The sequence below is a fragment of the Pseudobutyrivibrio ruminis CF1b genome (genome assembly GCF_000424005.1).
GTDB classification, from domain to species: Bacteria; Bacillota; Clostridia; order Lachnospirales; family Lachnospiraceae; genus Pseudobutyrivibrio; species Pseudobutyrivibrio ruminis_C.
The window spans coordinates 81,770-94,047 of the sequence record NZ_AUJB01000002.1 but is presented as its reverse complement, the minus strand read 5'-3'; the positions used below and the strand labels follow the sequence as shown (position 1 = coordinate 94,047).

General features: G+C 36.7%; 14 protein-coding genes. All 14 read left to right on the top strand.

The genetic code is table 11. The features are described from left to right. Positions 1–401: 401 nt before the first annotated feature. The gene (locus tag G592_RS0101025; protein WP_028246176.1) at positions 402–632 is read left to right on the top strand and encodes a hypothetical protein; all 231 of its coding nucleotides are present in this window, start codon (positions 402–404) and stop codon (positions 630–632) included. Positions 633–877: 245 nt separating this feature from the next. Further along, a complete protein-coding gene (locus G592_RS0101020; protein WP_028246175.1) occupies positions 878–1,849 on the top strand; it encodes a hypothetical protein in 972 nt (323 codons plus the stop codon). A gap of 127 nt (positions 1,850–1,976) precedes the next feature. After that, positions 1,977–2,540 (top strand): RNA polymerase sigma factor, encoded by a 564-nt coding sequence (locus tag G592_RS0101015; RefSeq protein WP_028246174.1) that lies wholly within the window; start codon positions 1,977–1,979, stop codon positions 2,538–2,540. Further along, positions 2,537–3,454 (top strand): hypothetical protein, encoded by a 918-nt coding sequence (locus G592_RS0101010; protein WP_028246173.1) that lies wholly within the window; start codon positions 2,537–2,539, stop codon positions 3,452–3,454. The genes G592_RS0101015 and G592_RS0101010 overlap by 4 nt, the downstream gene beginning before the upstream one ends. 14 nt (positions 3,455–3,468) lie before the next feature. Continuing rightward, positions 3,469–4,764, top strand: coding sequence for a serpin family protein (locus G592_RS0101005; RefSeq protein ID WP_028246172.1), 1,296 nt, complete (start codon positions 3,469–3,471; stop codon positions 4,762–4,764). A 39-nt stretch (positions 4,765–4,803) separates the two neighbouring features. After that, on the top strand, positions 4,804–5,376 hold the full coding sequence (locus G592_RS0101000; RefSeq protein ID WP_015550163.1) for a helix-turn-helix domain-containing protein: 573 nt from the start codon (positions 4,804–4,806) through the stop codon (positions 5,374–5,376). After that, complete coding sequence (locus tag G592_RS0100995; RefSeq protein WP_028246171.1) at positions 5,366–6,124, top strand: hypothetical protein; 759 nt, start codon at positions 5,366–5,368, stop codon at positions 6,122–6,124. The genes G592_RS0101000 and G592_RS0100995 overlap by 11 nt, the downstream gene beginning before the upstream one ends. Positions 6,125–6,292: 168 nt before the next feature. Next, a complete protein-coding gene (locus G592_RS0100990; protein WP_028246170.1) occupies positions 6,293–6,775 on the top strand; it encodes an RNA polymerase sigma factor in 483 nt (160 codons plus the stop codon). Next, positions 6,772–8,190: a zf-HC2 domain-containing protein gene (locus G592_RS16790; RefSeq protein ID WP_051194690.1), complete on the top strand. Its 1,419-nt coding sequence runs from the start codon at positions 6,772–6,774 to the stop codon at positions 8,188–8,190. Before G592_RS0100990 ends, G592_RS16790 begins: the two co-directional genes overlap by 4 nt. 2 nt (positions 8,191–8,192) lie before the next feature. Continuing rightward, positions 8,193–8,441 (top strand): hypothetical protein, encoded by a 249-nt coding sequence (locus tag G592_RS0100980; RefSeq protein ID WP_028246169.1) that lies wholly within the window; start codon positions 8,193–8,195, stop codon positions 8,439–8,441. 52 nt (positions 8,442–8,493) lie between these two features. Then, positions 8,494–10,014, top strand: a complete 1,521-nt coding sequence (locus G592_RS0100975; protein WP_028246168.1) for a MutS-related protein — start codon at positions 8,494–8,496, stop codon at positions 10,012–10,014. Further along, the gene (locus G592_RS0100970) at positions 9,992–10,684 is read left to right on the top strand and encodes a MerR family transcriptional regulator (protein ID WP_028246167.1); all 693 of its coding nucleotides are present in this window, start codon (positions 9,992–9,994) and stop codon (positions 10,682–10,684) included. The genes G592_RS0100975 and G592_RS0100970 overlap by 23 nt, the downstream gene beginning before the upstream one ends. 18 nt (positions 10,685–10,702) lie before the next feature. Beyond that, complete coding sequence (locus tag G592_RS0100965; RefSeq protein WP_028246166.1) at positions 10,703–11,377, top strand: response regulator transcription factor; 675 nt, start codon at positions 10,703–10,705, stop codon at positions 11,375–11,377. A 118-nt stretch (positions 11,378–11,495) separates the two neighbouring features. Beyond that, positions 11,496–12,275 (top strand): sensor histidine kinase, encoded by a 780-nt coding sequence (locus G592_RS0100960; protein ID WP_242830130.1) that lies wholly within the window; start codon positions 11,496–11,498, stop codon positions 12,273–12,275. Positions 12,276–12,278: the final 3 nt, after the last annotated feature.

Sequence of the window (12,278 nt, the reverse complement as noted above, 5' to 3'; positions counted from 1 at the left end):
GTAGAAGCTCCATTGATAAATCTTATGATTTAGACATCTCAAGCTTAGTTATTTTATCAATGACAAGCGAAAACACTTGGTTTATAGCTTACAAATTGATAAAGCAATCTTAAGGGACCTTGGTTAGAGGTTGTGACTTGCCACAATCCCAGTTTCAAGCCTGCTTGACTACCATTTATATGGCTATTGGTGCAGTGTCAAGAGAGCGCAGCTCCCGAAGGGCTTGCTCTTGATACAAGACAAGGCCATATAAACTGTAGCATGCAGGTTGAAACAAATAAAGAGAGAAGCCGGTAAATATCGACTTCTCTTAATCAGATAAACTCATCTTTAATTCAATAGACTCACATATTCTTTAGTGCTATGATAGACGGGCACGTTTTTTAAAGGGAAATGATTAAATGAAAAAGAAATATGTTATTGGTTTATATGCTGTGGCTATACTGGCTTTAGTAGGAGTTGGCGGAAAGCATGGTTATGATTATATCTGTGAGAAACAGTTGGAGGATGCAGCAAAAACAGTTGTGGATGTTGAAGCTATAAAGAATGATCCAAAGACTGTTAAGTTTAAATACAGAGAGCGCTTGAAAGTTGCAGATATTTTTGATTCGGTAGAATACAATGGCTTTTGAAGAACCAGATTTGAAAGAGCTGAGGATATAGATTGGAATACTGTCTTGGCTGGTGGAGCTGGAATTTGTGAATATGAATCAGACAGGGAAACACGTAGTCAGGTAAGCATTTAAAGGATATAAAAGATAACTTAGATTGGTTATACTATAAACCTACTGGCAAATACTTAAAGGTAGATGACTATGAGTTTGAATCCTATAATTGTATCAATGCTATAAAAAACGGAAACATTTACATTCTTGAAATGGAGAGTGCATATAGCAACTTCACTTATTACTATAGGCATCCTAACAAGGAAATCGTATTAATTAAGACTCTTAGTGGATACATGGTGAAATCCAGCAGAAATGTCTGGGAGACATCAGATCACTCTTCGAAAGAATTTGATATTGATTTACCACTTATAGGCGATGATATAAAGGCTTATGCATATAAAAAGTGGGATAAGAATGATGAAGATACAGAAGCATCTGTTGTTCTGGTAAAAGGAAATGATAAATATGATGTTTTTGGTCTTGGTTATTCTTACAATGATGATTCAATTAGTCTTATAGAGGCAAATGATGTTGAAGCTGTTGATGTAAATGCTGATGGCTTGGAAGATATTGTCGTTGTAGGTCCTGATAAGGATAACAATCTTCAGGCGATTATAGCTATATGCAATAAGGATATTAACGATGACTATGTATTCTTTACAGATGGAAAAGCTTCAGCATGGGTAATGGATATCCTTGATGGTGATATCAGTGTTCAAAATATAAAGAAGGCATTGAAGGTATCAGATGATGGAAAATATGATACATGGCAAGCTGCCTATAAACAATTTGTTAAGATAGATAGTTGTTATTCGGAAAAAACATATTCACTTGCATTCATTGATGAAGATGATATTCCTGAATTAATTGTAGACGATGAAATGTGCGAGTATTTATATATCTACAGCTATAAGGATGGTAAGGCAAAAAATAGAGTTTGGGAATGGGATTATTGGGTTGATGGAGAGGAATATTACAAGTACTCAGAGAAGAAGAACCTGATGAAACGAGATGAAACAACTTATGGAGTAGCATACTATCATCTTATCGAAGATGGTGTTGAATGGATTGAGAATATCCAGTCATTAGGCGTAGAGGAAGAAGTAGAGAAGAATCTGTTTGTAGATTTAAAAGGCCAGTATACAGGCGAAGAATTTATGGAAATTCTTGAGAACGAATAATAACGAAAATCGACTATCGCTATGATGGTCGATTTTTTTTGAAAACTTTTTTATAATCTTTGTAATATACCAGATGTTTTTCCGTCTATATAGATGTAAGGCTTACAAATTCACAAAGGGGGAATCTATGAGAGACGAAGAAATCATTGAGCTCTATTTCAAAAGAGATGAGCGTGCAATTGAGGAGACCGATTACAAATACGGCGATTACTGCGCTTCAATCGCTGATAAGATTTTGAAGAACGAGTTGGATGTAGAAGAATGTCTGGATGATACATATCTTAGAGTTTGGAATGTTATTCCACCAACAAGACCAGAAATATTCCGCATATTTATTGGTAAGATAACCAGAAATCTTGCCTTTGACAGATATGAGAAATTCCATGCGAAAAAGCGTGGCGGAGGAAATATCGAAGAGGTTTTGGATGAGTTACAGGAATGTATTCCAGCGAATCACAACGTGGAGCAGTCAATTTTAGCAAATGAACTGTCTTCTATCATCAACGATTTCGTTAAAAATCTTCCAGAGAAAGAGGCCCTCATTTTTGTAGGCAGATATTTTTATACCGAAGACATAAGTGCTATTGGTAAGCGACTTGGGATGACTAACAATAATGTTTCAGTTGCTTTAAATCGCATCAGAGCAAAGCTACAAAAAAGACTTTTGAAGGAGGGGTATTTAGCATCATGAATAAAGAAGAATTATATAAAAGCATGGATGGAATTGATGACGAAGTTCTCCAGAAATACTACGAATATAAACCTGCAAGTAAGATTATAAATTTCAGGAAAGCTGCAGTTATTGCCGCAAGTATCTGTCTTTTAGTGGTTGCGGGAAGTGCAATAAGGTTGATAACTAATGTTCCTGCTGAAGATGGTGCGTTTGAGTCACTTGATGAGACTGCAGCTGAGACATACAGTATTGAATCAGCTCCAGAGGAAAAGGGTGCTGAAATTGAAGGTGAGTCAGTGGAAGGAGCTGCGCCTGCTACCAGAAGATTTACCATTACAGCCTGTGCATCAGAAAATGAGAAGACACTTTTGGATTCTGGCAAAACAGTACCTTTGAAACTGGGACCAAATTATACAACCTATGGCTTTAGTGGAACAGATAGTGATGGAATAGCATTTCAATTCTATCTTCCTCAGTTGATAGTGGAGGGCGAGAACATTGCTAATATTACCTACTCTGTAGATAAGTATGATATGGCAATTTATAACTATAGCTATGGAGCTGATGGAAAAATAGATAAAACCAATGGAACAACTGAATTTGGTAAAGAATATACAGTAGCATATGAAGATCAATTAGATAAATATTTTAGAGTGGTTGTAAGAGGTGAAGTGCCATCAGATGAGAAGCTATACCATGACATTTTTGAGCCAGATACCGCAGAGGACAGAGTGCCAGCTATAAATAAGATATTAGATGGTGTGACTGTAACCTGTACTGTAACATATGAGAATGGCACAACAGAATCTGCAGATATAATTATGGCGGCAGAATATCATACGTATGATGAACTTGACGATGTTTACGATGAATCAAGTAAAACTGGTGCATTTAAGGATGGAACGGATGTTATGACTTTTGAACTTAGATAACGGAGGTAACCGCTATGAAAAAGAGATTGATAAGTGCTTTATTAATAGGAATACTTTTGACGGGGATGTTTGTAGGATGTGGAAACACCACAACAAATGCAGCTTCAAATGCTACAGAAATTCCTACTGAACATAAAATCGTAAATACGAATATTGAGGTGCTTGGGGGTATGAATGAATTTGATTCAGGACTTATACAGTTTTTGGAGAAAGACTATGGAAATCAGAATTACATGATTTCACCAACATCATATAAGGCAGCACTGTGTCTTGCTATTGCAGGAGCAAGTGGAGATACAAAGGAGGAATTATTAAAGGCTGCTGGATTTGAAAATGAAGAGCAGATGAATGAGTGGTACAACCTTGTTTACAATGCCACTGTTGATTTTAATGACTGGTTAAAGGCAGATCAGGGTAGTGTAGAGGCAGCTCAGAAAAACGATGACTATTATATAGATGGAGAAGGAACTCCAGATGGAGCCTTTAAAATTGTAAATTCTATCTGGGCTAATGAAAGCCGCGGTGGAGAATTTAAGAAGGAATATATTGATAAGGTGGCAAAAAACTATGATGCTACTGCCGCTTCATTACCAGGTGAAAAACTTACAGATTCTGTAAATTTTTGGGTAAATGAGTCTACAAACGGCCAGATAGAAAAGCTTGCTGACAAATTAGATGATTACAAATTAATTCTTGCTAATGCTCTTTATTTGAGAGCACCATGGATGGAAGAATTTGAAGAGTATTCGACTAAAGAAGACGAATTTAAGACTTTTGATGGAAGCAAAGTTAAGAAGGATTTCATGAACCAGACTAATGAGTTCTACTACTATGAGGAAGACGGTGGAAAGCTGGTAATCCTTCCTTTGAAGTATGGTGTAAAAACTGCATTTGTTCTTGGAAATATATCTGATTTAGACAACGCTATGAAAAATGCCCAGCGTTGTACAGTTGATGTAAAGCTTCCAAAGATGGATATCGATAGCGAATTTGGAAAAGATATTATGATTGGCTATCTCAATAGCCGAGGAGCTACATCGGCCTTTGGTGGAGGAGCAGATTTCTCAGATATGACAGATGATGACGTTATGATTGATGAAATCATCCAGAAGACAAAAATCAAGACAGATGAAGAAGGTCTTGAGGCGGCTGCAGTAACAGCCATCATGATGGTGGAGTCAGCAGCAATGCCTACAGAAGAACCAGAGATAAAAGAGTTCCACGCTGACGAGCCTTTCAAGTTTATCGTATATACAGAACTTGAAAATGCTGAGAATGAAGTGCTTTTCTATGGGCAGATGGTAGAGTAGGTCATTGAAATTTTATCGCAGCTGCGATAATATAATCATATGAATAAAGATATATTATTAAATGATAAACTTAATAATTGCCATTTAAATTTACATACATTGAGTGAGCGCTCTGGGGTTGCGTATTCTACTATCTATAATTTGTTTACTGGTAAAAAGAGTATTACAGATGCCAAGACTGAAAGCTTATATAGGATTGCCAGAGTTTTGGGAATAAGCATGGACGAGCTTTTTATTCAGTTTACTCAAAAAGATAATGGGCAGCCTATAAAGGATTTCTTGCTTATGTGGGAAGATGAGGTTATTGCATCGATTCGCGTTGGTGAAACTACTGTAAAGATTCAGCGCTTTGATGTAAATCCAATAAAACAGATTTTTTATAAGGATGAGATTAGCAGGTTTGAATTTGGAGAGATATTAAGACGTCGTTGTTGGGATGAGCACAGGCCAGATATTAAAGAGGTTTTAAAAATGATTGGTCTTGATGAGTTTAACCCCTATAAAATCTGCATGATAACTCATGGAAAAATGGTTCAAGACAAAACTTGGTTTAAATTCGAAGGAGAGACAATCTGCTATGCGGATTTGTTGAGGAAAAAGAATGCTTCCTAAGATAGAAATTGGTCCAGAATATCTTGTTATGGAATCTGGTACAAGTGATGGAACTCAGATTAAATATTTCAAAGATAATAATTGGTATAAAATCGATCGGTATGGTGGAGAAGGTCAGGTTGAGGAACTTGTATCTGACATATTGACGCTAACAAATTTGCCAGATAAAGACTATGTTAAATATAGTCAAATCAAAATTAACGATGAATTTGGATGTATGAGTGAAAACTTTTTGCAGCCTAATGAGAGCTTCATTACTCTGTATAGACTTTATTCCAATATTCAGGGTGGCGATTTAGCAACAGTAACAGCAAGGATGGATTATGATGAGGCTATAGATTATGTCCTTGAGTTTATGGATAAAAATGCCAAAGTTGATTTGAGAGAGTATTTAGCAAATACCTTTGCTGTGGATGCGTTAATCCTAAATGAGGACAGGCATTTTAATAATTTGGGGTTAATCTATGATGGGAAAAGATTTAGACCAGCACCCATATTTGATAATGGTAAGAGCCTTTTTGTAGGAAATAAACGGTATTCGCAAGAGAAAGCAATGACAGAGAATAAGAAGAAAGCCTTTGCAAAAGCTTTCAGCGGAAGCTTCGATTTGAATGATAGCTATTTGAGAAAATATCGTTCTTTTGAATTTGATTATGATAGGATAGAGTCCTTTTTAAGGGAAAAAATTTCCGGGGAAGATACGGTTTATGATAGGCTTTATTCGTTGATAGGGATTATTAAAAAGTGAAATCAAAAATTTAAAATGCTTGATTAAAGAGTGGTTAAAAATGTAAGGTTGATGATTGAGCTGATAAAGTAGGCTCGCATCAACCTTTTAAAATTTTTTGAAATTTTTGTAACGAAAGTCACATGACTGAGTCTTATAGATATAAAACAAACAAAGGAGAAGAAATGTGTGAAGGAATTTGAGGAAATATATAAATTGTATTATCCGCAAGTCTATCGCTTTGTAATGAGTCTTTGTAGTAACTCAGACCTGGCGGAAGAGATTACACAGGAAACCTTCTTCCGAGCCCTAAAAGGCATTGATGGATATAGAGGCGACTGCAAGCTGAGTGTTTGGTTATTCCAGATTGCAAAGAATCTATATTTTACTCAAAGAAAAAAGGAGGAAAGGTTCAGCTCTGAAAACGAAACGGAACTTAGTAATACTCCCGATGTATTGAATGTTGAAGAGATAATTGAAAACAAACAATTAGCTCTAAAAATTCACGAGGTTTTACATCTTATTCCGGAGCCTTATAAAGAGGTGTTTTGGATGAGAGCATTTGGGGAATTATCCTTTGCGGAGATTGGAAAGATACATGGCAAGACAGAAAGTTGGGCCAGAGTTACCTTCCACAGAGCTAAGCTTAAGATTCAGGAGGAAATACAATGAAATATTCATGTGACGTAATAAAAGATTTGTTACCTCTATTTCATGATGATGTGTGTAGTGATGATACAAAGAAAGTTGTTAACGAACATTTAAATGAATGTGAGGCCTGCAGAGAATATTATAAGAAGATGTGTTCAGCGGATGTTGTGGAGCTAGCAGCATTTGATGAAAAGCAGGAAAAGAAAATGGCGGAGGCCATGGAGGCTTCATGGAAGGGACTTGTAAAAAAAGCTATAAAGGTAGTTTTGATTATTTTAGGAGCTATACTTGCAATCCCATCAACTGGGCTGGTTATCTTTTTGCTTGTGCTATTTTTAGTGGACGGTAGAGTACGAACGCATACAGATATTGAGGATTATGAAAAGTATCGTTCAGGCCCTAATGCAGAAGAGGAATACAGGACTCGCTGGGGTATGGATGAAGATATCTGGCCAGGAAAAATCACTGATGATATGAATGTGGCAGACTATAAGCTGGTTTATTACAATCCATGGGATGCTCAGTATGTAGGATACCTTGTAGTAGATTATGATTTAGAGGCTTACGAAAAAGAGCTTACCCGCCTGGAGTCAAAGGAACATGATGATTACTTTGGAATCTATGGTGTGACTGGAGAGAAGGATTATCAGATTCTTGCCATGGATGCTGATGATTATCACGGATTTATTTATGCCATGACAGATGGCAAGGGGCGCATAATTTATGCTGAACAGGTCTTCTGTAATTATTTCATGGATTTGAAATATGAAAAATATATTCCAGAGGAGTACCTACTGGAAGGCTTTGATGCCTCAGCTACAAATCCATATCACGAGAAGATGAAGAATAAGACATTTGAGCCAGTGGGAACGTCAGGTGTACATGGTCTTAGTGCCTACGACAAGCAGAAGCTAATCGATGAAAATCATGTAGATTTGCATTCTTACTTCATGGTATTTCCAGAGGACGTTAAAAAGGTTCAGGAGGGTTCATATACTGAAAGACTTCATACTGATTTAGCCAGCACATCTGGCATTGTGTTCTTAAATGCTACATATAGTGAGAGTGATTACGAGGCTGAGGTGGAGAGACTTTCCAAGATAAGTTGTACAATAAAAACTCAAATTTCTAAAAAAGAGGATGAAATTACTCAGGAAATCATGTATGATGATTCCATGTATAACTATCCTGCATATATTGCAGCAGATGGTAACTGTGGAACATATGAATATGCGCTTCTGGATGAAGAGAATCACATGATTACCTATGTATTAGTAAAATATCCTGATGATGAGATATTAAGACGATACAAAGATTATCTGAAAAAAGATAGAAAATCATATGATGACAGTGGAACTAATACATGGGAATATTTTTCAATTTACGCTCATCAGTTTCCAGGAGATGACGGATTAACAGTTTACGATGGAGAATAATTATGAAGCTTGAGAAATTTAAACTAAATAAAAAAATCTTTAAACAGATAATAATCAAAGCAGCTACAGTTTCAGTTGGTATGAGTTTATTTACTGTGGTAATGGATTTTATCTTGAAGCATGAGTTTTCACTTTATGACACAGTGATATCAGGTCTGCAATTTTTTGTGATATTGATCATACTGTACGTTGTAGCACCTTGGATGAGAAAAGCTTACGGAATTAACACAGAAAATGAAGAAAATACTTGACTCTAAACCAGGTTCATACTTTAAAATCCTCCTCAAATAGGAGGATTTTTTTATGTCAGAAAGAAAATATTACGAAGCAGAAAGCAGATTAAAAGATATTAGAAGAATGCATGACAGAATGAATTCTGGCATGGTGGATGAGATTACCTGGAACGATCTTGAAATGGATGAAGTGTTCCTTGAAGTAAATCATACGAAAAGTTTTATTGGTGAACAGCTTTTATATCACAGTCTACATTGTGGACAGAATGAATTTGCAGATGATGTAGCAGTGGAAATCTCTCAGAACACCAAATTCAAAAAAAGTCTTACTGATAAAATCAATAGAATAGGAAAATGTCACGAGAGATATTATCTTTATGAAATATTACAGGACAGCGAGCTGATGCTTATTGAACATGGATATGTGATTTACCTTTTGCAAGCAACACTTTTAATATTTGGATTATTAGCACTTATTACAGGAGGCAGTTATTTTCTTGCTGCCTTAGGTGTAAATGTAGCAGTGAATTTTGCCTTTTATTTTATGGTGAAGCAGAAATACGAAATCTATTTAAATACTCTTACATCCTTTAAAGATATTTACACAGTGGCAACTCAGTTAAATAAGAATCAGGAAATTCGTAAATACGTTACTGATAAAGAACGTGAAACTATAAAAGCACTTGGTGGTATAAACAGAATTTTAGTAGGTGTTATTTCAAGACGTCGCGCAAGCATAGCAGGAGATGTAAGATCTCTTTTGATGGATTATCTATATGGAGTGTTACTCTATGACATAGCTATTTACAACATAGTTATTAAGAAACTGGCTATGAAGAAGGATGAGATATCTACATTGATGGGGATGATTGGTAGGCTCGATATTGCTTTATCAGTGGCAGAGTACAGAGATGGATGTAAGTACTGGTGCAAGCCTGGAATTTCTGATTATCCAGAAATGAAAAACGTGGCACATCCTCTTTTGGAATCACCTGTGGGAAATGATTTTTCGTTGGAAAACAAGGTAATAATTACAGGCCCAAATGCAGCAGGAAAATCTACCTTTATGAAAGCCGTGGCAATCAATGCAATACTGGGGCAGGCTATCAGAACCTGTATCGCCACGGAGTTTGCTATGCCAAAAATGAAGGTCATGACTTGTATGGCCCTTAGGGATGATGTGCAATCTGGAGAAAGCTATTATTACCGCGAGGCAAATTATATAAAGAGAATCATAGATGAAGTCAAGGATTGTGAGGAACCACTTCTTATTGTCATAGATGAAATATTAAAGGGAACAAACACTAAAGAAAGAATCGCAGCATCAAAAGCTATTTTGGAATTCTTATCAGATAAGAAGGTATACCTCCTTCTTGCGACTCATGATGTGGAGCTGACAGGAATAGAGGGATATGACAATTATCATTATGACAGTATAATAAAGGCTGATGAGATATTTTTCGACTATAAGATACATTTGGGTATTTCTAGTAGCAAAAATGCCATAGCCCTGTTAGAATATTTAAAGTATCCTATAGAAATAATAAAGAATGCAAGGAGTTATGTAGATGAAAATAGGAGAAGCGTCTGAAAAACTTGGAATTTCAATAAGCAATATTCGTTTTTACGAAAAGAAGGGACTTATTGATCCAGTTAGGGATAAAGAAAGTAAATATAGAGATTATACAGAAGAGGATTTAGATGAGATAAAGCAGATAATTGTTTTAAGAAAGATGGGCATGTCCATCGAGTCAATTACTGATATTCAAAATGGAGACATTTCTGTTGAACAGGCTTTGACAAAACAATTGGAAGCACTTGATGAGGAAGAAGCAAAAATCTATGCGTCTAAAAGCCTTTGCCAGAAAGCAATAAGTGATGGAAATAAATCCATGGAGGAGATGGTTAGTCTCTTCGATTATGTAGCTGATGAGGAAAAGCAGGGTGTACAGTTCTCTCCTGCAGAAGAGTTCCTCGACAATCTTGCTACTGCATTTAACTATGATCATGTTGTGGCTACTTTGCCATGGGGATATATGATTTATACAAATCCTGTATTAAACAAGGCGGGAAAGACTGCGTGGGTCATGTATCTGATTTTCCTTCCATTATTCTGTGCCTTTGTAGGTCTGATTGCTAAACCAAAGTATTCCATGGGAATAACAAAATATGCTATTTTATTTGTTTGGCTGCTGATAGTTTTCTTCCAGATAGCTAAGGCTGTAAAGTCTGTAAAAATCGTAAAGACGAAACAAGATTAAAATGAGTTGGGTGTAAATATGAAAAATGTATTGATTGTAGAGGATGATGAAATAATTGCCAAGGAGGTTGCCAAGCATTTGGCTCTTTGGCAGATGAATTGTACAGTGGTGGAGGATTTCCAAAAGGTAATGGAGACCTTTAATCAATGTGGTCCTGATATTGTGCTTATGGATCTTCATCTTCCATGCTACAACGGATTCTACTGGTGTGGTGAGATTAGAAAAGTTTCTCAGGTGCCAGTGGTATTTTTATCATCTGCTGATGACAATATGAACATAGTCATGGCCATGAATATGGGGGCTGATGATTTTATTGCCAAGCCTTTTGATTTGCAGGTATTGACTGCAAAGCTACAAGCTATCCTCAGAAGAAGCTATGGAGCGAGCATCACAGTCCACAAGCTTGAGGTGGGAAATATCTCACTGAATCTGGATGACACTACTGCCACTATCGACGGCGACAAATTAGATTTGACCAAAAATGAATACCTTATTTTAAAGGCGCTTATGGAGCGACCAGGAAAGGTGGTGTCCCGAGAGAGTATCATGGAGCGTCTCTGGGGCGCAGATGAATTTGTAGATGACAACACACTTACCGTCAACGTTACCAGAATTCGTAAGAAGATAGAGGCGGCAGGTGTTCCGGATTTTATTACTACTAAGAGAGGGCTTGGATATATTGTCGGGGAATAGTTTTTGGAAGAATAATAAAATAATTATTATCGCAAATACGATAATAGTTTTCATATTGTGGATAATAGGTGCGCTATACGAGATAGACTGTGAATTTCTTTTCTATGAGATAGCATTTGTGATTATCATTGCTGTGGTCACCTGTGTACTTAATCACAGAAAGCTCACCGGTATTCGCCGAAATACATGGCAGCCAGCCAACACAGATGAGGATGAAAAGTGGGAAAAGATAAGAGAAAAGGAAGATTTCTTTGCTCTTTGGGCACACCAGATTAAAACGCCTATAGCAGCCATGCGCCTGTTACTTCAGAATGAAGAGGTAGATTCAGGAGAATGTCGCCAGGAACTGTTCAGGATAGAATCCTATGTGGAGATGGCACTTAATTACCTGCGTTTTGAAGGCATGTCCGGGGATTTGCTTTTAGAAAAATGCCAGCTTGAAGGCATGGTAAAGCAGGTGGTTAAAAAGTATTCCACAATTTTTATTCGCCAGCATTTGACTGTTGAGCTTGAAAATCTGGAGGGTAACATCCTTACAGATGAGAAGTGGTTCTGTTTTGTTCTTGAACAGATTTTATCTAACGCACTTAAATATACAAAAACAGGTGGAGTAAAGATTTTCGCCAGAGATACAGGGGATGTAAGAGAAATAGTCATTCGGGATACTGGTATGGGCATAAGGTCCGAGGATTTACCAAGAGTATTTGAGAAGGGATATACCGGATACAATGGTCGTATGGATAAGAAGGCCAGTGGCCTGGGCTTGTATTTATGCAAGGGTGTATGTGACAAGCTGGGTCATAAAATCAGCATTCAGTCAGAGGAAAATAAGGGTACGGATGTAATTATTACTATTTATCAGGATGGACTTAAAAATTCGGACCTTACAAAAATGTAAGAT

Excerpts from the sequence above, each read along its gene's own strand:
- G592_RS0100975 (WP_028246168.1), top strand. The coding sequence starts at position 8,494 with ATGTCAGAAAGAAAATATTACGAAGCAGAAAGCAGATTAAAAGATATT.
- G592_RS0101000 (WP_015550163.1), top strand. The coding sequence starts at position 4,804 with ATGAATAAAGATATATTATTAAATGATAAACTTAATAATTGCCATTTA.
- G592_RS0101005 (WP_028246172.1), top strand. The coding sequence starts at position 3,469 with ATGAAAAAGAGATTGATAAGTGCTTTATTAATAGGAATACTTTTGACG.
- G592_RS0100980 (WP_028246169.1), top strand. The coding sequence starts at position 8,193 with ATGAAGCTTGAGAAATTTAAACTAAATAAAAAAATCTTTAAACAGATA.
- G592_RS0100965 (WP_028246166.1), top strand. The coding sequence starts at position 10,703 with ATGAAAAATGTATTGATTGTAGAGGATGATGAAATAATTGCCAAGGAG.
- G592_RS0101025 (WP_028246176.1), top strand. The coding sequence starts at position 402 with ATGAAAAAGAAATATGTTATTGGTTTATATGCTGTGGCTATACTGGCT.
- G592_RS0101020 (WP_028246175.1), top strand. The coding sequence starts at position 878 with ATGGAGAGTGCATATAGCAACTTCACTTATTACTATAGGCATCCTAAC.
- G592_RS0100970 (WP_028246167.1), top strand. The coding sequence starts at position 9,992 with ATGAAAATAGGAGAAGCGTCTGAAAAACTTGGAATTTCAATAAGCAAT.
- G592_RS0100995 (WP_028246171.1), top strand. The coding sequence starts at position 5,366 with ATGCTTCCTAAGATAGAAATTGGTCCAGAATATCTTGTTATGGAATCT.
- G592_RS0101010 (WP_028246173.1), top strand. The coding sequence starts at position 2,537 with ATGAATAAAGAAGAATTATATAAAAGCATGGATGGAATTGATGACGAA.
- G592_RS0101015 (WP_028246174.1), top strand. The coding sequence starts at position 1,977 with ATGAGAGACGAAGAAATCATTGAGCTCTATTTCAAAAGAGATGAGCGT.
- G592_RS16790 (WP_051194690.1), top strand. The coding sequence starts at position 6,772 with ATGAAATATTCATGTGACGTAATAAAAGATTTGTTACCTCTATTTCAT.